Source organism: Vibrio sp. Vb2131 (genome assembly GCF_033338535.1).
GTDB classification, from domain to species: Bacteria; Pseudomonadota; Gammaproteobacteria; order Enterobacterales; family Vibrionaceae; genus Vibrio; species Vibrio alginolyticus.
Window position 1 is genome coordinate 40,404 of the sequence record NZ_JAWOSW010000007.1, and the last position, 22,466, is coordinate 62,869.

At 39.6% G+C, this 22,466-nt stretch carries 22 protein-coding genes and 1 pseudogene; 11 read left to right on the forward strand and 12 right to left on the reverse strand.

Features of this window, described 5'->3' with window-relative positions:
• Positions 1-51: 51 nt before the first annotated feature.
• Positions 52-465, reverse strand: a pseudogene (locus R7E38_RS09880) (thymidylate synthase); the annotation flags it as partial.
• Between the two features lie 177 nt (positions 466-642).
• On the opposite strand from R7E38_RS09880, the gene R7E38_RS09885 reads away from it, so the two are divergent.
• The 7 genes from R7E38_RS09885 to R7E38_RS09915 all read left to right on the forward strand — a co-directional run bounded on the left by R7E38_RS09885 (position 643) and on the right by R7E38_RS09915 (position 10,841).
• Positions 643-2,103 carry a tyrosine-type recombinase/integrase gene (locus R7E38_RS09885; RefSeq protein ID WP_170963375.1) on the forward strand — a complete coding sequence of 487 codons (1,461 nt, stop codon included), beginning with the start codon at positions 643-645 and terminating at the stop codon, positions 2,101-2,103.
• A gap of 7 nt (positions 2,104-2,110) precedes the next feature.
• A complete protein-coding gene (locus R7E38_RS09890) occupies positions 2,111-5,515 on the forward strand; it encodes a VPA1269 family protein (protein WP_137032161.1) in 3,405 nt (1,134 codons plus the stop codon).
• A gap of 3 nt (positions 5,516-5,518) precedes the next feature.
• Entirely contained in the window at positions 5,519-6,205 is a 687-nt protein-coding gene (locus R7E38_RS09895) for a hypothetical protein (protein WP_136979787.1), read from the forward strand.
• A gap of 22 nt (positions 6,206-6,227) precedes the next feature.
• Positions 6,228-6,665 carry a VPA1267 family protein gene (locus R7E38_RS09900; protein WP_039450253.1) on the forward strand — a complete coding sequence of 146 codons (438 nt, stop codon included), beginning with the start codon at positions 6,228-6,230 and terminating at the stop codon, positions 6,663-6,665.
• Positions 6,662-8,827 (forward strand): AAA family ATPase, encoded by a 2,166-nt coding sequence (locus tag R7E38_RS09905; RefSeq protein ID WP_222712335.1) that lies wholly within the window; start codon positions 6,662-6,664, stop codon positions 8,825-8,827. The genes R7E38_RS09900 and R7E38_RS09905 overlap by 4 nt, the downstream gene beginning before the upstream one ends.
• A gap of 289 nt (positions 8,828-9,116) precedes the next feature.
• Positions 9,117-10,043, forward strand: coding sequence for a hypothetical protein (locus R7E38_RS09910; protein ID WP_137032154.1), 927 nt, complete (start codon positions 9,117-9,119; stop codon positions 10,041-10,043).
• Positions 10,044-10,094: 51 nt separating this feature from the next.
• Positions 10,095-10,841: a HEAT repeat domain-containing protein gene (locus R7E38_RS09915; RefSeq protein WP_137032152.1), complete on the forward strand. Its 747-nt coding sequence runs from the start codon at positions 10,095-10,097 to the stop codon at positions 10,839-10,841.
• Positions 10,842-11,055: 214 nt separating this feature from the next.
• Here R7E38_RS09915 and R7E38_RS09920 read toward each other — a convergent pair whose 3' ends face one another.
• From R7E38_RS09920 to R7E38_RS09940, 5 genes are read right to left on the reverse strand one after another with little or no spacing between them, the layout of a single operon-like run.
• Entirely contained in the window at positions 11,056-11,418 is a 363-nt protein-coding gene (locus tag R7E38_RS09920; RefSeq protein WP_222712334.1) for a transcriptional regulator, read from the reverse strand.
• Position 11,419: 1 nt separating this feature from the next.
• Positions 11,420-11,629, reverse strand: coding sequence for a hypothetical protein (locus R7E38_RS09925; RefSeq protein ID WP_137032148.1), 210 nt, complete (start codon positions 11,627-11,629; stop codon positions 11,420-11,422).
• On the reverse strand, positions 11,619-11,828 hold the full coding sequence (locus R7E38_RS09930; protein WP_055466299.1) for a hypothetical protein: 210 nt from the start codon (positions 11,826-11,828) through the stop codon (positions 11,619-11,621). Before R7E38_RS09930 ends, R7E38_RS09925 begins: the two co-directional genes overlap by 11 nt.
• A 60-nt stretch (positions 11,829-11,888) precedes the next feature.
• Positions 11,889-13,193, reverse strand: a complete 1,305-nt coding sequence (locus R7E38_RS09935; protein WP_170963374.1) for a HipA domain-containing protein — start codon at positions 13,191-13,193, stop codon at positions 11,889-11,891.
• Between the two features lies 1 nt (position 13,194).
• Positions 13,195-13,734 carry a hypothetical protein gene (locus R7E38_RS09940; protein ID WP_137032143.1) on the reverse strand — a complete coding sequence of 180 codons (540 nt, stop codon included), beginning with the start codon at positions 13,732-13,734 and terminating at the stop codon, positions 13,195-13,197.
• A 106-nt stretch (positions 13,735-13,840) separates the two neighbouring features.
• On the opposite strand from R7E38_RS09940, the gene R7E38_RS09945 reads away from it, so the two are divergent.
• On the forward strand, positions 13,841-14,050 hold the full coding sequence (locus R7E38_RS09945; protein WP_047690150.1) for a helix-turn-helix domain-containing protein: 210 nt from the start codon (positions 13,841-13,843) through the stop codon (positions 14,048-14,050).
• 216 nt (positions 14,051-14,266) lie between these two features.
• On the opposite strand, the gene R7E38_RS09950 is transcribed toward R7E38_RS09945, so the two are convergent.
• The 4 genes from R7E38_RS09950 to R7E38_RS09965 form a co-directional block, all read right to left on the reverse strand.
• Positions 14,267-16,480, reverse strand: a complete 2,214-nt coding sequence (locus R7E38_RS09950) for an AAA family ATPase (RefSeq protein ID WP_053321082.1) — start codon at positions 16,478-16,480, stop codon at positions 14,267-14,269.
• A 472-nt stretch (positions 16,481-16,952) separates the two neighbouring features.
• Positions 16,953-17,165: a DUF3892 domain-containing protein gene (locus R7E38_RS09955; protein ID WP_053321081.1), complete on the reverse strand. Its 213-nt coding sequence runs from the start codon at positions 17,163-17,165 to the stop codon at positions 16,953-16,955.
• A gap of 130 nt (positions 17,166-17,295) precedes the next feature.
• Positions 17,296-18,417, reverse strand: a complete 1,122-nt coding sequence (locus tag R7E38_RS09960; RefSeq protein WP_053321080.1) for a hypothetical protein — start codon at positions 18,415-18,417, stop codon at positions 17,296-17,298.
• On the reverse strand, positions 18,410-19,036 hold the full coding sequence (locus R7E38_RS09965; protein ID WP_240701398.1) for a hypothetical protein: 627 nt from the start codon (positions 19,034-19,036) through the stop codon (positions 18,410-18,412). Before R7E38_RS09965 ends, R7E38_RS09960 begins: the two co-directional genes overlap by 8 nt.
• Positions 19,037-20,022: 986 nt before the next feature.
• On the opposite strand from R7E38_RS09965, the gene R7E38_RS09970 reads away from it, so the two are divergent.
• The 3 genes from R7E38_RS09970 to R7E38_RS09980 all read left to right on the forward strand — a co-directional run bounded on the left by R7E38_RS09970 (position 20,023) and on the right by R7E38_RS09980 (position 20,767).
• A complete protein-coding gene (locus tag R7E38_RS09970; RefSeq protein ID WP_318081772.1) occupies positions 20,023-20,223 on the forward strand; it encodes a cold-shock protein in 201 nt (66 codons plus the stop codon).
• A gap of 119 nt (positions 20,224-20,342) precedes the next feature.
• Positions 20,343-20,543: a hypothetical protein gene (locus R7E38_RS09975; RefSeq protein WP_020196715.1), complete on the forward strand. Its 201-nt coding sequence runs from the start codon at positions 20,343-20,345 to the stop codon at positions 20,541-20,543.
• A 65-nt stretch (positions 20,544-20,608) separates the two neighbouring features.
• On the forward strand, positions 20,609-20,767 hold the full coding sequence (locus R7E38_RS09980; RefSeq protein ID WP_171822351.1) for a hypothetical protein: 159 nt from the start codon (positions 20,609-20,611) through the stop codon (positions 20,765-20,767).
• 819 nt (positions 20,768-21,586) lie between these two features.
• Here the strand turns inward: R7E38_RS09980 and R7E38_RS09985 are convergent.
• A complete protein-coding gene (locus R7E38_RS09985; RefSeq protein WP_020196713.1) occupies positions 21,587-21,742 on the reverse strand; it encodes a hypothetical protein in 156 nt (51 codons plus the stop codon).
• Positions 21,743-21,944: 202 nt separating this feature from the next.
• Entirely contained in the window at positions 21,945-22,154 is a 210-nt protein-coding gene (locus R7E38_RS09990; protein ID WP_005380677.1) for a cold-shock protein, read from the reverse strand.
• Positions 22,155-22,466: the final 312 nt, after the last annotated feature.

A 22,466-nucleotide genomic window follows, 5' to 3' on the forward strand; every position in this document is an offset into this window, starting at 1 on the left:
AGAAAAAAGCTCCATTCGGAGCTTTTTCTATATCTTGAAGAACGATACTCGTTACACTGAGAATGGGTAACGAATAGGATCGTGATGCTCGTAGCCTTCAACCCAAAAGTCATCCAGTGTGACCCATGTTTCCAAATCTTCTAGAGATTTAATCTCTGGGTTGATATGGAACGTCGGCGCTTTTAATGGCTCACGCTTCAACTGAACATCGCGCATCAGTTCAAGCTGGTCTTCATAAATGTGAGCATTCACAATCTTATGAAATGCCTGACCAGGTTTCTTGCCCGTAATTTGCGCCATAATCGCCAAGAATACGTAAACTTGAACCATATTGAAGTTTAAGCCAAGCGGTACATCACACGAACGCTGAGTACTATTCAGGTAAAGCGTATCATCCAGCAATGAAAAATGGTGACTGTACATACAAGGACGCAAGCACCCCATGTGGAACTCACCCGGGTTGTATTATTACCCCCTACTATTCCCTACTGGTTGTACTCATATGATAACTTTAAATGTGAAAAAAGCACTTAAAGTCCACCTTAGACAATTTACATAACCAGTTAATACCCCCTACTAGTTGTACTAGTTAAAAAATTACTCTATGGTATGTATAGGCTAGTTATAGGTACGTCATTAATTATGAACACGATACATACAGTTATTCACTTAGGGATTTCCGCACCAGACTACGAAACTATGCCTACGTTAATACTGTTTCCTGAAGGTGTTGAACCACATGCTTCATTCATCGTTGCTAGATATGCACGTTACCTTCAAAAAGAAGGTCACGCCTCATATGCAACAATAAGCAGAGACTTACATTACATTGGTTTGCTTTTTGATTACTATTATCTCGTGGTAAAACCCAACGCCAAAAATACCAACGACTGGGAAATGTTCATTGAAGATTTTTTAAGCGCTTTTGATAAAGGCGCTGTTTTAGGTTGGAGAGCTGCAAAAACAGCAGACTATACATATTGCAAAAACACTACAAAACAGTTCTGCCAGTTTGTTTCGGGCTTGAAAAGCAGCAGAAAGCTTCTTCCTGCGGAAGAAAAGGACCTTGAATACTCAATAAATCGCTCTTATGAATACTGCGCCCACCTGAAGACCAGCCTTCTGTTCCATATAAAAAGAAAATCCCACAGTATGAAGGATTCTCATAAATCTAAGGAAAGAGGTCGCAGAAGAGCCAAGTCTGGCGCGACCGTAGTCAAGTATTTCCCTCCAGAATACGTACCACTGCTTATTGAAGAGACAACAAATGTACGGGATAAGATCATTTTGTTAATGGCTGCGTATGGTGGCCGACGGCAATGTGAAATCATCCAAATACTCATCAATGATGTTGAACCTGTTAATGGTAGATTACATGTAACTCTTGCCCATCCTGAAACTTCTAGTATGTCCTGGCTTTGTAAAGCAGGAAAAAAGCGTACTGGTACTCGCGGTGAGTTTCTTAAAACAATGTATGGACTAAAGCCCAGAATCAATCTGGGTGCACTTTCTTCGAGCGCTGGTTGGAAAGGTATAAAGTATGACGACAAAAATACCGAAACATCTATCATGTGGTTTATTAGAGAAGAGGTCGAGAGATACCTTCTGACCTTGCACATTCAGTATATGGAAGAAGTAAGAGGTGAGTATTCACACCATCCGTATTACTTTGTTAATCAGAATGGCGACCCAATGACTCAGAAATCCATGAGTAAAGCCATAGATAATGCATGTAAAAGACTAGAAAAAAAGTATGGCATCAATTTAGATGGGCGTCGAGGACATAGCCTTAGACATCATTATGGTTTTTACTGTGCAGACGTTTTACAGATGGATTTATTAATGATCCGTAAATATATGGGGCATAAGCAACTCTCATCCACAGCTATTTACACACATATATCACCAGAAAAAGCTCGCCAAGTCATACAAAATGCTCAGGACAAAGCAAAGCTCGAAGACAGAATCGATGCAGATATAGAGGAGAGGTTGCAGATTCAACAGAGATTCGAAAATCAACCTGCAATTGCGAAACTGCCAAATTCATGGATGACTTCATGGTTGACTGGCGAAGAAATAGATACGATGTTAATTCACAGGTAAAAGCTACATGGATTATATAACAAATGAATTTGAAGAGTACACTTCCCCATTAACAGGTGAGGTGATTAAATTTAATCCATCTAGTAGAGCATTTTGTATACTCAAAACTCCTACAAAAGAGGAATTCAACGAACTCTTACAAGAATATGTGAACGCAAAGATTCAAATTACTTGGAGAGAGTTGTTAGAACCACTCAACAAAGATCTCAGCAAAATTAATGGCGATAGAATAAGGTTATTTGCGGCTACAAAGGCTTCGGGTAGTGACAAAAAGTTCATGCCGACATACATTTTTGCCGACAGTTATACCAAAGCTATTGGCGAAGAAACTAGTTACCAATGCCATCTAAAGGTAGAAAGCTTCAGTATTGAAGAGCAAAAAAAACTTGCAGAGGCAATCAAGCCCAACAGTCTTGAAGAAGCAAAAAGTCTATTTAAGGAAGGATCATTTCATCACAATGATGCTCTCGGTTATAGGTTTATAGATGAGGTAATAAAACCTCAAGATAATTTCACTGAAGCTGTAAACGCGATGGCCTCACTCTTGAATGAAGTGGTTGCAGATAGCGGTATCAAATCAAAGAGATTCAGGTTACAACACTCCAATAAGACACCTAGAAACACTCTAGAATTACTAAGCTTTCTACATGCCAAGGGGTATGTACTTTTCCCATATGTAAGAAAACTCTCTGAAGATCCTTTTGAATACTGGATGCTTCACAAAAACAATGTAAGGCACTGTGAATACCCTGAGCTAGTTAATCCAGATGCATATGAGTTTGTTAATCGTATTCATCAAGCTTCAGAAGCAAGTAGAGCAAACAAGAGGCTTGGTAGCAACGCTAAAACAATGGTGAAGGCATCTACTTTCACCAGAATTGAACAGATCAGTGATGAACTCCTAGATCGACAGGTTGAACTGTATGAAGAAAATTATCAAACCTCATCATCATCAGAAACAACAACCAGAACGAATGGCTCAGCGTTTAATGCTTACACAAATATGTGTAGGGATATTTTCAATTCAAAACATAATAATCCCGCCCTTAAGTTAAAGCATAGAAAGTACATGCGGAAAACTAAAAAGACGATTTATGAGCTTGCTGACTTTAGTTTGTACTCAGACAAACTTCCTGAACTTAAGATTTGGACTGAGCTTCTTTCTCAGTATTGCTTATCTATAAACGATACGCAGTTTCAATTACGCATATCTTCTGCAAGATACTTCCTTGACTGGCTTTCTGGACTTGAACACATCCCACAATCCCCATTGGAGATTGTCAGAACGATACATGTAAATGATTATGCTGAGGGAAACACTCTGCGGAACCATCTCAAGAACCGTTACTCTCTAAAAGCCTCTAACAGACATTTGTCGATGTATAGACAGTTCTTTGATTTCTGCCACGATACTCTTTACAAGAACCCTGACAACCGTGAATCTCTAAGTACATTTGTTAATCCTGTTGACACCAAGTGGGATCGATTTGCAGAAGGTTCTAGTCCAGGAAGCAAACGAACACCGATTGAATCAAGGATAATGAATGAGATTCGAAATTTAATCATTGAAGATGATTATGCTTTTCCCAAAAAAGCATTTTCATTTTCTTATGTTCATTTAACAAATCACGAAACTGGAGAATATGAACACAACGTGTTCTGCCCATCAGTTGCAAACCTTCTCTATTTTATGCTCTGGATTCCAATACGAAAGATTCAAGCTCAACTTCTTGATTCTGGTGAGGGAGATGACTTTATCTATGACTTTGATCTAGAAAAGTTTGTTAAGAATGAAAACAAGATCGGGAACGAAAAAAGACAAGAAGGTTTATTGCAAACACTTCCATCAGGCGTACTTGGAATTACTGACGTGCTCGGCTTGCACATTACAACCAATAAAACTTCAGATGATGGTTACGATATCCCTTGGGTTTGTGATGAACTACTTGCATCATTAAAAAACCAGTATCAATGGCTCCGTAAGTACTCCCCCTACCCAGAGCGAAGAGGAAAAGACTCTCTTGGAAAGCTTCTGACAGAAGAAAGCATAATGACAGATAAAACTTTCTATTGTTTATTCCGAGATCCCTCACAACAGAGATCCGACGACCAATCAAAACCAGTTGCAACTCACATTATAACAAAAGCGTGGGGATTGCTCTGTAACGAGGCTGAGAAACGGATAAACAGAAAACTTCCTGAGACACACAGAAAAATATCTTTGACAAAAGAGGGAGCACCGACTGAATCTCGCTACGATATCCATACATTACGAGTGAGCGGTATTACAGACTTACTAGATAAAGGAGTGCCATTAGGGATTGTTCAGAAGTTTGTTGCTGGACATAAGACTTACATGATGACACTTCATTACGATAACCCTTCTCATGCGAAAGTGAGGGAGTATTTAGAGGCAGCGCGTACTAAGGATAGTAACGTTTCTGATTTTGAATTTATAGAATCAGAAATCGACCAAGTTATTGAACATTTTGTTACTAACCAAGCCTATGCTAACAATAAATATACAGCTTTTGATGCATTGAAAAAGAACGCTGGGATCGTATCGATAAAGCTTTCGGGAATTTGCCCTGGTGCAAGTTGTGAGGAAGGAGGTCTTGACCCTTACAAAAAAACTGGAGTACCTGTTCCTGTCGGAGATAGAGGTCCATCCTGCCCTCAATGTCGATTTTGGATAACTGGACCTATGTTTCTTTTAGGTCAAGTTGTAGAAGGAAACCAGTTAATAAGAAAAATCAAGAAAAAAGTAATTGCTATCGACAAGATCAGAGAGTCAATAATTGATGCTGAAGACAACGGTAATACGCAGTTATATAACAAGTTATCAGGTCGAGAGGATCGTGAACTACGAATCCTGTCAAACATGTTAACTGAATGGTCTGAGCGCATGAAATTTTACGAAGCTTCAGTGAGAAAACTCGATGCATGGATCGCGTATAAAGACAAAAATCATGAGGAAAATTCAAGCCTTCCTATATCCATGTTTAGCAAGTCCACAGAAGAAGAAATTCGGTATGGTTTTAGTCAATCAAGCAATTTGGAACTGACTCATTTCCTCTCAACTGTATCTGAATTTCTTCCTGAGTTCATAGACTCTGATGATACTTCTGTACCTGATCTAGAGCAGGCTATTGCTAGATTCATGGCTATGAATAATCTAGGCGATATTCTGTTTAAGTTGAATGATGAACAACGACTACAAGCTACCAATTTGATGACAGATGCGCTTATAAGCAATGTCGGGGCTGAATGTGCCGAAAACCTTCTTAATGGCGATGTCGCCCTGTCAGAATTTCCAGAATTAAGCCGTCAAGTAATTGAACTCGTCAGTAAAAGCGAAGAGAAGATTTTTAGACTCGATGCAAATACTTTTGAATCGATTGGGAGTAACTAAAACATGAATACTTCTGTATCTCAGTCACCGTCAGCTATTTTGTACAATGACCTATGTAAATCCGCGAATAGTAAAAGAAGAGAAAACGCACAGAATATAAAGCTCACCTGCGATCATATGGTGCAAGATGGCGTGGAAATCACCTTGAGTGGGGTAGCCAAAAGATGTCTTGACTCATTTGGTAGTCCAGCGATTTCAACAGTAACAAACACTGGCTCAAAGCTGGGTGAATATGTTCGCTTACGAAAACAAGAGCAGAATATTAATAAGGGAACGATAATCGCAAGAACTGTCGTTTCTGCGAAAGTGTCAGATCCCGTACTAGCACAACAAGTAAAAATACTTGAAGAAACGGTCAAAGGACTGAGAAATGAAAATAACGCATTAAGGGTAATATTTAAGAAACTCAATACCGATATTGACAACGATATTAGTAGCATCCTACTGAGCGAACCAAAAAAACAAAATACCAGCGAAAAACTATTACCTTCAATCAGTCATACGCCACACTTAAAAAGCGCTGTCTCATCATTGCTAAGGCACTTAGCTGACAGAGGGTACGGTATGTATCGAGGGCGTTTTGGAATAAACAAGAAAACCGTATTAACCACTGCTGAGTTAGATGCTTTGAAAGAAGTAATCGATATTAGCGAAGCTGAGTTTAACGCTACATATGGTAACGACAAATAATTTTCGCATAGGGTTATAGCTAATGGCGAGTGGGCAGCAGAAAGCACAGCAAAATCTTGAGGCATTTGAGGCTTGGAAAGCCACACAGACGGACGATGACTTTAAACAAATCTTGTTCAGAGGTCAGCTAAATCGAATCGAAGTGGCAAAGGGTATCGGTTGTGGAAAATCGGCTTTAAATCAAAATCCTGCCCTCAAAAAAGCACTCAAAGCACTAGAGGGCGATTTACGTGATAGAGGTGTGCTTCCACCTCTTACGGAAAATGCTAAAAAAAACGAGGGCAAACCCCAAGCCTACGATAATACAGCGAATCGTAAGATGCTCGATTCAAAGCGGGTGTCGTCATTGGAAGCTGAGAACATTGAATTAAAAGCCAAGGTTAAGGAGCTTGAAAAGCGACTTGAGCGCTTTGGTGATCTGTCTGAAACCTTATCCGAATTGGGGTTGATGCCACGATGAATGCCGCTTTGTATGAAGACCAGATGCGTGTCACCAGCATCCCTTACTGCACGAGTAAACTCGTGATATTCAGCGGTGTACCGCTGGCGAAGGACTCTTATATAACCAATAGTGGGAAGTATTATGTCACTATCAAAGCCGACCCCGATAGCATCCCTGTGCTTCCAACGCTGGGTCAGCATTGGTCAGTCAAAGGCGCTCGCCAGATAGAAAACATGGAGGTAGGCGATTATGTGATGCAGCAGCACACTTATGAATCGCCAGAGCATGTTGAATGCACCTTGCCCGAAACAGGTGAGCAACTGATTCGCTTCATCGCCAGAGAAAGTGACTTCAAGGGTATTGGCGAAAGCAAAGCTAGGGCGCTCTGGCAGCTCTTGGGGAAAGAATTCCATGCCACATTAAGAAATGACGCCCCAGAATCCAGAAAGTACCTGACATCGATTCTGAGTGAAGATTCAGTAGAAGCACTCTATAGAGGGTACGCCAAATACAAAAATTTGGCGCATTGCAACTGGATGAGTGAGCACAAAATCCCTGCCAGTGTGCAGCAACGGCTGCTCAAGCATCACGGTGAAGCCTCCATCGATGTTATCAAGGGGAATCCTTATGCTCTGATGGGCTTTGGTCTTTCGTTCAGTGCCATTGAAGATATTATCAAGGTAACGAATTTTAAGACCGATGTTGCGCAGGATGATCCAAGAAGGCTCAGCGCTGCTCTGGAAATGGCGATTCGAAAAGAGATTGAAAAAGGTCACACCTACACCACTCATGCTAATGTGCGCCCTTATCTCAACAAGTTACTGAAAGACAAAGTGCTAGTCACTCAAGCGTTCCAATCAGGTCATGATAAAGCCCAGTACATTTTAAATCCCGACACAGGAACCTACCATCCAACTGCGCAACTTCTGATGGAAAGTGTCGTTGCCAAGCGGCTAAATACACTGATTAAGCGAAATGACTTGTTTGATGAAAACGCCAATGCTGCGTATTGCTCTGCGGCTGCGGAGCTTCCATACGAATTAACTCCTAAACAAATCGAAGCCGTAACAACGTGTCTAGATAATTCGGTAAGCTGTATTACGGGCGGTGCAGGAACAGGCAAGACAACGGTACTCAGAACGGCTCTCAGGGCTTACCATCAACTTGGATTTGAAATACACGCCGTTGCGCTCAGTGGCCGTGCTGCAATGAGACTTCATGAGTCCATCGGTTTTGTTACCTCAACCATTGCTAAATTGCTCCGTGAAAACCCTATTGTACCCAGTGTAGATAAACCAAATCACCTACTGGTGATTGATGAGGCAAGCATGATTGACTTGCCAACCATGTATCGTCTTGTGAATCACATTCACCCCTCTGTACGATTGATATTCGCTGGCGACCCTGACCAACTTCCACCAATCGGCTGCGGAAAGGTGTTGGCAGACATCGTTGAAGCAAAAACGGTGGCTAATACGATGCTAGATATCGTCAAGAGACAAGAAGATTCGACGGGTATCTCCGAATATTCAAAGCTCATTAATCAAGGTGCGATGCCTGAACAATTAAGCACAGGTGCAATACACTTTCACGAAACCAGTAAAACAGACATTTCCAAAGTCTGTTGCGAGCTTTACCAAGAATCTCCTGATAGCAGTCGTGTCATGGCTCCAACCAAGACACTAGCATCAGAAATAAATAAACTCACTCAACAAGCAGTTAACCCAGATAGTACCAGCCTTGAGTTCGCAATCAATGGTGACAAATTCTTTCTGCCACTTCGCCTCAATGATGCGGTGTTATTCACTCAGAATCATTACGAAAAAGGCATTCAGAACGGCTCTCTTGGCACGTTAACTAGCGCAAAGCATTCTGGTGATAGTTACGGTGAAATAACACTAGATACAGGTGATAAGATCGAGGTAACACAATCCGTCCTAGACTGTATGGAATTAGGTTATGCCATCACCTTACACAAAGCCCAAGGCTCACAGTTTCCACGTATCATCATCGCCCTACAAAACGGAAGAATAGTTGATAGAGCATGGCTCTATACGGCAATCACGAGAGCTGAAAGTGAAATTCATATCGTTGGTAGTAGCGATGATATGAAGAGTATCACCGAAGCCCCAAGCCACTCTCATAAGCGGAATAGCTACCTGAAAGAGCTTTTGAGCTAGCTCGGATCTGCCCCTTTTTGAGTTAGCGGTAACAAACCTTATTACTCCCAACTAGAGATTTTTCTATAGATTTCGTCATGTAAAATGAGAGGTATGTAGAGATACCATGCCTTGTCGTTTTTCTCATTGGTGATTTTGTTGCATATGGTGGTACTCTGTCCAAAACAATAGTTTATGCAGAAAACTAGTGTTCGATAGATGCGGAAAATTCCCCAAGTGGGGTTTTTAATTACTCCACTTGGGGATCTAATAAATTGTTAGCACTCTTATCAGTTCATCAGGAGAGAGTATGGTCAGGAAGCTAGAATCAGAAATTAGAGACTACATCAATGCGTCTAGGCGGCAGTTTCAAATCATGGGGAATAAAGCAAACTGGAACAAATTGTGTTCAGCGCTTGATCTTGTAGGTGATACCGAGTTAGCAATAGAAGCATATCCCAATTTATGCTCAACCGAGAGTGAAGGAGCAAGTTATCTCATCGTTTATGGAGTTTTGCAAACCTTACTATTGCAGCAAGATGCTGCAAAACATATTGCTGACTCATTAGAGCTGAAAAATATAAAGCGTCCTAAGCAACTAGACGAAATTCGAATTATACGAAATAGTGCCGCGGGACACCCTACATCTCAAAAAGAAAATGGAGCGTATAAGTCTTGCTTTATATCTCGCATCTCCTTGAGTCCTGTCAGCTTCCAAATGGTGACATCATTCTCTAATTCATCGGAGTCTAAGTTTACAACCGTTAGCATTCCTTCGTTGATAGAAATTCAGGGAAAATATATTGCTGAACTATTAAAGCAAGTGGTGGATGAACTTAAAAAGCAAGAAATGGAGCATCGATTAATGTACAAAGACAATAAACTTGAAGACTCATTCCCTCAAACATTGAGTTATCACCTAGGCAAAATTTATGAGGCTACATATACGAGACAATCATTTGCATTAGGTAAAATCAATTTGACTACGGTATCTCAAGTGTTGGAAGACTTTAAGAATGCTCTTGAATCACGTTCTGAGTGGGGTGTTTATGACTCAGTTAACTTTCACTATGAGCAGTTAGAGTACCCGCTTCAACAGCTAGAACTCTACTTTAATAGGGAATCAAAATTAAATGAAAAAGACGCTTATATATTTGCAAGCTTTGTCGAGAGGCAGTTCGATGAACTTATAGAAATAGCTAAAGATATCGACAAAGAATACGAGTCAGAGTGCTAACAAACGCTTTAAGACGGGTTATGTTTTTTGAAAGTTTGGAGAATACCAAAGATGGGACGACAAAGAGTACCAAAAGGAAAAATAATTCTTAGAAAAGATGAAAAGGTTATAGCCGTTCTTCTGACATTAGATTCAGATGCCTCTGGGGATGACTTCGTTCATAAATTTAAAGAAATGTACCCTGATGACTGGAAGAAAGTAAAAAAGCGGTATGATGCACATGAGCGGTTAACCCCTGAGGGAAAAAGCCACCCGATGCCTAAACCTCACCAGTATATGCTTAATGCATCGAGAAAAATTAGAGAGCTTTACTCCAATGGTAAAGACCTAAACGAACTTCTTGTTGAGCTAACCACACCTAAGCCAAAATTTGTAGAAGAGGTTCCTGCTGAGTTAGATAAATGGCTTAAGCAACTACATAACCAGAACAGCTTTGAGGATAGAATTTTAGCAGTAAATAAACTGGGCAAGTTTAAATGCAATGAAGTAATAGAGGCTCTTTCATCAACTATGTTGTCAGACAAAGTTGATGATGTTCGTGAGACTGCGTATGAACGCTTGAAACGTTTTGGTCTTGATATTGTTAAACCACCAAAAGCTGGGACATACACCGATCCAGATTTGAGTAAAAAGCTACATGAAGTTGCTGATAGCCTGAAGGTTGGTTTTTCTTATGAGCGCTTCGAGTCTAGATTCAAGTCAAAGTTTCCTGAGGATTTTGACCTCCACAAATATACTAAGAAAAACCGTTTTAAGTCTTGGTTAAAAAAGCAGATGACGCAGGTAAAAAAAACATAACAAACGCATAAAGCTTAACAGGACTACTCAGCTAAAGATGTGAAGTGAAGCTATCAGGCCACACATCATGGTAACGTTCGCTTCAAGAAAAGTCACATCTTATCTAGACGCTAAACTCATAAGACACAATTTACATATAAAGAAGAGGTTCGGGCTTGTTCAACACTGACTAAAGCTGTCGGCTGCGCGACAGCTATTCTTATTTGTTAGCAATTCAAAGTAAATGAGAGCTGCCCATAATGATCTCGAACGTTGTAAACAACGCAATTGGTCGAGATTTACCTCCCTTCGTTTCTATGTAAGCAAAACCTTTAGATGAGAGAACTTCCAAAGTATCAGTAACATCCTTGATACTGCGCCCACTTATTTCAGCAAGGTCATCAAGACTGTTTGGCTTTTCGCGAGCAATCAAATTCAGTAGTTCAACATTTTCGTTAGACAGCAGTAGTGAAAGATCAGCCAGTGACTCAAACAAAAATTGAGGGTAATGTTCTTTAGACGCCACTTTTCCTTCTGCAATCCGAATCATGCGCTTACGAGCAAGCTCTTCTGATAGAATGCCGATTTTTGCTTTCATACTATCCTCTCCCCAAATAGTCGCCATCTAAATCGACTAAATCATCACCGACGCTCTCATCTAATTCTTCTTTCATTTCATGAGAAGGAACGACTAATTTATCTGTATGCAGCTCGATGTCTTTTTCGAGCAAGGCTAAAAAGCGAGCTATACTCAGGTTCTCACAAGAAGGTTCTGTTAGCTCATTACTCTTATCTTCCTCATGTTCCATTGTTAGCTGCTCCCGCTTTTATTGACGCGATCACTTTTAACAAATCTGTTGCGATTGCTGGGCATTTGTCGTTCATAAAAACCGTTACTTCATCACCAAATTTCATCGTTACGATTCCATTCTTATCGACACTTAACAGAGCGAAAGACTGCTTCAAATCAAGAGTCGTGTTACTTCCATTGGTCGTGGTTTCAGCCATCTTTCCCTCACTGCTAACGAGTATGTTTACAAAATGGGCAATAATTGTTACCCGAGATGTTTACTTAATTGATCTGTTTAACTTTTCGACGATCTTAGTGGCATGTTGAAATATTGCGTCCTTTACTAGCGAAAATTCCTTTTCAGGAAATCGATTGTCTACAGAGCTAAGTGCGCTACTAAATTGAGCGAGAAAGGCAGAGACGATTTCATGACAGTTCGTATTGCTGATACCGAACTGATTAGCTGTCTGCTCTATATGCCGTAAGCAAATTTTGCTGATATGATATTTGTATCCTCGTGATGCTTTCAGTCCCATTGCTAGCTTTAGCTTACGCTTATTTAAGCCTCTATTACCGATAGCGGGGTAAGCTGATAGCAAATCGTAGAACGGTGTAAGTTGATAGTGTCCGCTAGGAGCAATATGCACGGAAAAGTTCTTGAGATGACCGTCAGTTGCACCAATAAAATACTGAAAAACCATAAACTTAAAAAAGTCATGATTGTTCGCCTTGCTTTCCGCAGAGAGACTTAAAACATCAACAATTTTGGGGACACTTAGGTTGTTCTCCGATTGATATTTCTGATGTTCAGGTACACCGAAAATCTGACAGAAATCTTCTTGGTGTCTACGAGTCACAACTCCGTCACCAAAACATCGGTCGAAGCGTTTTACTGCAAGGGCTTTAGCTCCTGATTCAGTCGTTATTATCTCCGTATCGGGTACTTTAAAACCAAGTTCCTTCGCTATTTGAGTACAGATGAATTCATTCTCAACACTGCTGCTCATATCTAGTACTGAGTTGCTTTGCTCAATTGTATCCATTGGGTATTTGATAATGTGGCTACTTAGTGATTTCTCTTGAGGTACATACCATTTACTGTTCAACCTAGTTAGCGTTGTTTTTCGCTGTGTTCCCGAAATACAAGGTCGATAATCCCCAAAAAATGGAAGAAATGACTTACGCTGAGTAACGAGTTCATTTAATTCACTTGCCGAGATCTCTCGATATTTCCATCCTATCTTTGGCGGCTCCCTGCTTTCAGTAAATGAAATGCCGCCCGTGCAATCATGACCAATCTTGGAGAGTAAACTGAATGCATCGTTGGATTGCACACCTACCGAGTGAGCAAGGCTTAATCGTTCTTCTTTCAAGTCAGGAAGCAGGTTGTGAATAAAATTCAGTGCATTAAATGATGAGCATTCTCCCCTTACGAGCGGTAAGCTTAATGAAAGAGGGAAAGCGGAATCATATGCTAACCACTCATCAGAGTATGAGAATAATAAGTTGGTCTTCGACTGTTGGACAAACTGCCCCACGAGCATATTGTTTGTGGCATGTGCGTAAAGTATAGGATTGTGCAAATTAGCTCCCACTTTCCACTGGGTGGGCTGTATTTTTGTAGAAGGTAATTGCGTTTTCTACTGCCTGCATTTCGGCTTTGAGATCCAATCTACGATTGTCATACTCGGATATATACTCGTCTAAACACAGCCGAAGTTCTGAGTGTTGAGCACACAACCGATTGAAATGCTTCCATGTCCTTTTATGAAGAGAATAGGACTCTGACAGCTCTGACTGTTTATCTTGCAAAATCGTCAAAAGGCTTTCTTTTTTAAGAGAAAGGTAGTTGGAGTCCTCACCGTAGTTGTCGTAATCCACGACCTCCCAGTCGATATGGTTAAACATAAAACCTTTGGAAAATTCTTCATCACCATGCTTATCGAAACCGCACGACAGGACTGCGCCGATAAGCGACATTTCCTTCAATTTTTTTTCGACGTATTCATCTGATAAGTATTCTTTCTCATCACAGTCTATTGGAAAGGACTTTAAGTCATTGGCAGAGAAGTGTTCATTGTAATAAATGGCGAGAAATAACTCTTTTCTGATCTTTACCTTCATGTGTTCCAAAAACGGCCTTTATTGATGATTTTGAGGATTATAATCCGTGGAGTTATATGCCGCAAGTGTGTAATTGTTCAGCAAATTAATTTCATAAATAAAAAACATGAACAAGAAGATTGCAGCACTTGTGGGCAAACGCATTGCAAAAATGAGGAAAGCCAAAGGGTTAACTCAAGATAAACTCGCGTTGTTCGCAGAGATAGATAGAAGTTATGTGGGACGCATTGAGCGCGGTGAAGTTAATATCACGGTTGAGAAGTTGTATCAGATTGCGGAGACCTTGGGCTGTGATGTGAAGGAACTTCTGCCTTAGTGAGTTAGGTTTGTATGCAGTTCGGACTGAATCGATTGGAGTTTATTTTAGGGATAGGGCTGTTTTTCACAGCTATGTTGCGGAGAGTTCGATGACCACGAAAGATCATGGGGCAATCTCTTCCCTACTCTCTGCTTTTTGGCTACAGCGTATTAGCTAATAGAGTCAGCGAAGGAATCACTGACTCTAGGTTGAGTTCAAAACTCGAAGAATATATCAAGCGAAATAAGCGTCATAGTGTGGCTTATCATTCGTTTCAATAGCAGTGCAGATTATGTTCCAAATAGCCGCTAATTGTGGCTGTACGGCTTCAGGAAGTTGCGTACCAAGCTCCATCGACTTCGCATGGCATTTTTCATTCATGTACTCATACAAGGCGTTTGCCTTCACTTCTGCGTCATCAATACCTTTCAATAAATTAGGGGCAATATAATCTGTCCCTTGCTTTCTGAAATCATTCAGGTTAAACCTAAACGAAAAATACACTTCCATTATCTTTCTGACATACGATTGAACAGCAATAGCGTCACAGTTTTGTGGTTGGGTGACAGCTTCTTTGATTTTACTGATTAGATAAGCGTATTCAGACCTATGGTTCTTCAATAAATCAGGCAACTGGTCAATTTGCGAATGATCGCCTTTACGGTTAATTAAGAAGTACTGCGAACGTTTCTGATTGCCTTCATTTGCACGATAGTAAGACATCCACATCTTCACTAAATTGAAGAATTCAAAGTTATGCGTAGATATAAAAAGCTGTTCTACGTGGTCATGATTCAGCTTACTTTTAATGATCCCAAGAACGTTGTAAATGTGGTTTGAATCAAGGCTACAGATGGGGTCATCCAGATACACAATTGGCTTAACATCTTTCAGTTCTTCATCTTCAAGCTGCGTTATGAAATACGCAAAGGCAATAGCCGTACGTTCACCATCAGATAAGTGCTTGGCTTCTCGTTCTTCACGCATGAACTTGTAAGTGCCAGCAATCGACTTAATTTCAATATCTGTCTTGCCAAAGTACTGTCTTAGGTTGTCATTAAGACTTTGGGCGCCTTGCTTAGTATTATTCAGTTCGGCTTTGATGGCAGCGGCACGTGTATCCATAACAGTGATGTCAGCTTGCAATATTTTAGCGGCATCTTGAAATGCTTTTATATCTATTGCTGCTTTTGGGTGGTCGTAATCCTGCGTCTCTTGATAGACATAGTGACGCTTGATCGCTTCAATGGCTTGCCGCTGTTCAGTTGAATGATTAGAGGCTCTTTCGTTATGTGCTTTGATTTGTATATTGAATTTCTCAAGTAACTCTGTTGCATCTGGCAACGGATAATCTGAAGCACTGAAGGGGACATCTTCAGCCATGTGCTCTTTTTTATCGGTCAGCAAATCAATTAGTGATAGCTTTACAGCATCAAAAGATTCATTCAGTGGCTCAACTTCATTTCTAAGATCATCAAATCCTGCCTGTAAGTCAGGATACAACTGGCTAGTTTTAGGAATACTGGAAATTAATGACTTTGCTTTTACCGAAGCAATAGCAGAATCAATTCGCTGACTTAAATCTTTGTATGCCTTTGAGAAGTATGTATTTAGTTCATCTAACCGTGCTGGATTGATAGGACTTTGACAGAACTGACAAGTCGTGTGGCCTTCGTTACGTTCAATACCTTCTTCAACCCAGTCCCTTAATTTCTTGTCTGCATCTAATTCAGCAATGGTTATCTGTGTAACTGACGTACGCAAGATATCTTCGATTTCGTTGAAGATAGTTGTCATATCAGGAACAGTAATTACTGCTTTAGGCGCACTAGCAACGGCAGTGGCTTTTGCTGTATCTATGAACGCACCTAATTGCTCTGGCGTTAGTTTATGTTCAGCGGTTGCACCACTAAGCATTGATTTTACACTTGCAGCGTTGAAGGTCGATCTGCCAAGAATATTTAAGTCTGTGACATTGCGACCAACGGCTGCAAGTCGTATGTTCTTTTCTTTTTCTTTAAAAGTTGCTGATTTTAAATTGTTTTCGTATTCTTGTTCTTTGTCAGGAATAGCTGCTTCAAGTTCTTGAATTTCATTTTCTAAGTCGATATTGCGTTCACCAACAATCAAAACAGGGCTAACACTTGATTCATCAAAATTAACGTTCTTTGCTATGTAATCTGAATTGAATACACGTAGGTTCTCAACCTTTTTGATCGCGTTGCTTTTGATTGAAATGTTTTCATGCTGATCAATTTCAAACGAACCAGTTTCAAACCCTTCAGGCATTTCACCTAACTGCATCGCACGGAAGACTCTTGATAATGTTGTCTTCCCTGAATAGTTAAAGCCATAGAACAGATTGAATTGATAGAAAGGCTGACCAGCATTAGTCTTAGCACCCTTGAAAATACCGAAATTTTTTATCGATTTTATGTTTTTAAACATGCATATACCCCCCAGAAAAGACCAGGGTATTGTACTACGTGTTAAGCGCTTGCCAATGCAATTTGTTTGATATATCGCTTATCGGTGAATAGCAATCGAGTTTGAAGATGAATCTCCCCAAACTCTACTTATTCGATATAGCCACATTCAACCACAATCCCTAACTCGGAACTGTCCCTACTCATACCAGGCTGATCACATTCACAGTTAGCACTTCGTAACTCAAAAGAGTCCAGAGGCTTGCTGATGGGGCATGAAGAGTTAGTGATTAAATACATAGTAAGGCTACTGAGGACATGCTTGTTGGGCAGTTGACGTTACTACGTCAGGCGCGCGTTGTTAGTGCTCAAGCTGGTCGTAATAAGAAAAATTTCAAGCTCGCTGAAAGCTAGGTTGTGGGGTGTTAGTTAGTGCAGCGTGTAAAGAAAACGGTGGGGTAATGCTAGGGACTCCATTCCCTACAGGTTGTGGATTAGTCCAAGTTATTGTCTTTGCTTGGGTCTGGGTTTGATACTGGAGTTTTAACACCTTTGATTTCTCTTACGTGGTACTTGGAATATTCACCACTCTCAATCTTCTTAACGAACTGACTTCTAGTCATACTTTCGCCAGTGTAATTGTCACGAAACTTGGTATTTCTTCCGCTACTAGATTCTTGAGTAGTAGTTACACGCTTTCTTCCCATAATGTCACCTCTGGGTTGTTAATGTGATTTGCAAAATGCCTGTACATTCTACCAGTATTTAAGCGTGCTGTGTAATTTTTGTTCAATAAGATAGGGAGGCTTAATCACCTCCCTTTTTTATATTTGGGGCTTATGGCTTCTTGTATTTTGCCAGTAACTCATTCTTACGGGTTTCAATCTCTCTCATGATGATTGACTGGACGTTATGAATAACAGATGGTGGTGCGCCTTTGAGCTTTAGATTGACAAAGTTGATGCACAACTCTGGGTTAATCAACTTCCTTTTGTTGTAGTCACTAAACTCGTAAGAGACCCTGCATTCACCCGAATAGGATTTATGGTCAATAGTGTAGGTGGCGACTACCTTAGTCGCTTTAATGTAAGGGTGAATGTGCTTCCACTTCACCGTAATAATCTTTTCTAAATCACCTGATACGCGGAGTCTGTTGATGTCCTTCTCAAGAAGGTTGGTATCCTGCTTGAGGTGTTTTGTGTCCAAATCCTTATCTGGGGTGAAGCTGAAATCATCAATCTTCGTGTGGTAGAAGTCGTAACCAGTGTGCTGAGAAGCAAGAGAGTTCAAGAAATTAATCCTGTTCTCGTTAGTAAAGTCATCGAAGAGAACTCGACCGCCTTGCTTTGGCTCGTCAATCACACCATCTTCAATAAGGGACTTTTCTACGATAGAGATGACTTTATCCGCAACTTCTTTAGTTTCAGGTGATGAGTGATTCAATTTAACACTCATGCTTATGGCTTTGTTGTCATCTGAGCCTTTCTTGATTTCAACCGAACCCTTGAAGAACTTCTCTGATTCATACCAATCATCAAGGATGTCCTTACGGCAGACCTCGAAATCAAGTATGAGGGAGTTAGAACTTGTTCCGTCTAGGGATGTGAAGTCATTAAAGTCGGAAATCTGATAATTTACGTAATCATTGGATTGAAGGTCATCGGTATCCATTAACCCACTTACCAAATCAAGAAGGTCACTATCTTGCTTAACCTCATAGCTACGAAAGTTGACCTTATCTAGCTTCTCTTTGGTCTTGATACCGTTTAGTAACTCGTATGATTCTGCTGGACTAAGTAGTGACTTAATCAAGTTTGGTACAGTGTTAACCTTCTCAGAGGATGAACAGAATACACCACGTTCTCGCAGAATGTCATTGATTATCGTAGCGGTACACTTGGTTTGGCTAACTAAGCCTTTCAGGTTCTCACCCCACGGTATGAAATTGGTGTCAGCCATTAACTTCGCTCCTAAAGCTCTTGTTGTAGGTTCCAACGAATAGCTCGATTTCTGCTTCTGACTCAGAGGACATTTTGACCTCATCACGGATAGGGTCATGCTCTAGTGAGTTGTAGTTTTGGAAATAGATTTCATAATGGTTGGCAAACTCAGCACACAACTTACGTGCAAGTTTGTAGACAAGCACTAGAGACTCTTGTGTGAATGCAAAATCACATAGCATTACGAACTTCTTGCCTGAATCGGTTGATACAGATAGAGGAATGATTGGTGATGTGATGTACTCGACAGGCATTATAGGCGAGTGGTTTGTCTGGTTATTTGCTGCTACATTTAGTGATGTCGTTAAACAGAAGAACTCATAGGACGAGTATTTATTATTGATGAAATTCAGTGATTCATACAGGAAGTCTGCTCTTGCATTGTCAATCACATGGATGGTATTGAACTTCAAATCACCACCAATTCGACGCTTGGCTATGTCCTGCTTGATGTCGTCTTTTGTCCCACTGTTATCATTATTGATGTAAAATAGAACACCTACATCGTCCTTGCGAGAGCTGCCTTTGAACCCCTTGGTTAAATCTCTTTTAAGACGAGACTTGCCATAGCATTCCACGGTATGGGCTATGTCCCTGAAATGTGAACCAAAAGTTGTACTAACCTTATCATAAGGTTTAGACGAGTATTTTGTTGAAACCACTACACTTACGAGTGATTGCTTCTGCAATGGTGAATTATAGATAAAAAGCGAGTCAATCCCGTGGGTCTTTTTATTATGAGCAGGAGTACAACAAGGTAATTCCTTGTTTTTGCACATGTTCTTCCATCTAAACAAGATAAGGAAGTCATTGACAATCCCTTCGCCTACTTCACCAACATACTTTGAAAACTCACCCATAACATTACGCATCTTTGAATAATAGTCACATTATTCTATGTTATTTCAATGTATTAGACTATGGACCTGAATTAATTATGTGATGGTAATTCGTACGGTTGTTGCGGATAGAGAGAAAGAAGAAAATAAGCCCTTTCACCCTCTATCAACCAGAATGATCTGCACCAGCAAGTTTGGACACGTCGTTAAGCGACATTTTGATTTTCAAAATTAGATAGATCTTAGTTCAGTGGATGAGTGAATTTGGCCATCAGATTAGAGTATTTTCAATACCGCTCTTAACCCTTTAAATGCAGCTAAATTAGCAAAGCCTCTATTAAGGTGTTGTCCAAAGGCTTATCAGCGGTGATCATCGCTAGCAATGTTTTGCCCCATTCAAAGTTAGAATTAGGGATCATGCTTGTATCGAATATCTGTTTTGCAATAATTATTTTTAATGATACTGTTGATTTCAATTCAGCCTTTCACTTTTTATGTCATTGATTTTATGGACAATAAAAATCAATCAAGAAATAGATATCTATTATGTTCATATAGTGTATAGTGTCAGAATCTCAAACGATGAGCTATTAGTAAAATATTTAGTTCAAGATCTTCTCAGTTTTTATTCGATTAAATTCGTCATATTTATCCTGCGATACCTTTTTCTTCATTCCTTATTTAGTAGCTTTCTTTTTAACTTAATCAATGTATCGAGATATATTATGTCAAATAAATCAACAGGCTTAAATGAATCCAAAGGTTTTGGATTTATCACTCCTGATAACGGCGGTTCTGACCTATTTGTTCACTTCAAATCAATTGTTAGTGATGGCTTCAAAACATTATCTGAAGGCCAAAAGGTTTCTTTTGTTGTTGAACAAGGTAACAAAGGTCCTCAAGCGGATAATGTTACGTTAGTGTAAGATATTTATAAAAAGTCTCTTCTGTCGAGGAGACTTTTTTACTTTATTTTTTAATAAAGATTCTGAACGTTCGAAATACGAATAAAATAAATTTTTGGATCGATAAGATAAGAAGCAATATGAGAAAACCAGTAAGAAAATCAAGCAAGAAAACACAGAAAAACAACTTCGAAGAACGATTCGCTGCGATGGTAAAAGAATATCAAGAAGCGAAAGAAATTCTCGACTCTATGACTGAAAGTTCATCAGAATATTTAGCACAGAAAAAAGCATGCGATAAACTTTTTGCAAACGCGGAACGATACATTAATAAGAGATAATGAATTGAAATGGCTTTATTCTAATCTGAATAAAATCATCTTTCTTAGCATCAATAGGATGATATATGAGCAAGTTACCTAAACCGACACAAAAGCAGAAGCAATTTAGTATTAATCAGAAAGGGATTAAACGAATACCAGAAGAGTTGAAAAAAATGGGTGTTCGCAAACGCATAGAAGAGATTGAAGAACAAAAAAAGTGGGATAAAGAGTGGGGACTATGAGTTCACGAAACCTCTCTGAGCTTATCAATACGACACTCCTCTTACATTCCGAAAAGCTGAGCAACTTGGACCGAGACATGCTGACAGGTTTACGAGATCAACTTAATCGTGAGCAAACCTTGTCAGACAAACAATCCAAACTGTGTCAAAGGCTACTACGAAAAACGAATCATGATTGCTAACCAACGTCAGTCTTCACAGCTATCTACCCAGCTATCATCAAGCATCAAGCATCAAGCATCAAGCGTTATTCGACTTAGCATCTGATCCATTAAATCTCTAATCTTAATTAGTATTGCACCCTCTGGCGCATGATGCTCAGCTGAGCGCTTGGCGTTCGTTAGACTTTTCATGAAGATAGTTTCGCTATCCATCACGGTGTGTTTTAGGTCGGCATGGTCCTATTCCTTTTGAGGAGACGTAGTGGTGTGATGCTTTCAATATGGCATTGTTTCACGCTTAAACGTTCGAACTGACTTGGTTTCTGCCTAAAAGCTGGACTAGGCAAGCAACTGATTATCAAGGAGTATGGACGGCAAAAAACCATCATAGAATGGTTATTACCTCATCTCACAAACCTGAGCACTACGAGTATGTTTCATCGCTCCTACAGTTTAAGCAACTTAACGTTCCACTTGTCATAATATGATGTGTGCCCCAGATATTTCGTTGTTGCTATTTCCAAAGCTCATCTGTTGAAGAGCATAGTCTTTCTATGAGCAACCTTGTACAAACCTTACATTCAATATAATAAAATTTTTTTAGTGTATGATTCGCACTTTTTTAACTTAAACCAGATCTTCTTTCTACCGTGATTTTTCAAAGTAGTTCCTCTAAAACAACACCAGTCTCACCATTAGCAATCCTTTGGAGAAGGCTATTCATCTTTATTTTTTTATGTATTGATGTTTCTTTATTTTGAATAGATTTGTTTTTATTATTTCTATTCTCATTATTAAATATTTGATTAGACATATTATGCCCCTTTATAAAAAATTATAATTAAGGTGCACTGAACATAAGTATTTTTAGGATAGGTAATTAAGGAGATTACAGAGAGAAACTTGCTAGGGATTACGCTGGAAAACTATCTTTATATTTTATCTTGAAACAAATCTTTGTCAGAGCAACTACCTCGCCAGGCGTATGACGAGGCAGTGTAAATTCAATTGTAAGACTAAATAGTCGTTACATTTTCTGCTTGAAGGCCTTTAGGACCTTTACCTACAGTAAAGGAAACCTGCTCGCCTTCAATAAGCTTCTTAAAGCCATCGCCTAAAATGCTTCTGAAATGAACAAATAAATCATCGCCATTTTCTTGAGAAATAAAACCAAAACCTTTAGTTTCGTTAAACCACTTTACTGTACCAATTACTTGATTAGACATATTATGCCCCTTATAAAATTAAAATTAAGGTGCACTGAACATAGGTATTATTTTAGGATAGAGCATTAAGGAGATTACAGAGAGAAACTTGCTAGGGATGACGCTGGAAAACTTTCTTTATATTTTATCTTGAAACAACTCTGTGTCAGAGCAAAGACCACTATACAGATTAATTAAAAAAAATATACCTTTATTTTAAATTAATTTTTATATCATCTATTCAAACGCATTTTATCACAAAGGGTTCATCTTGATTCCGACGTTTTGCAGTCGGGAACATTAAGCAATAAATCAATACTGCCAAACGGCCTT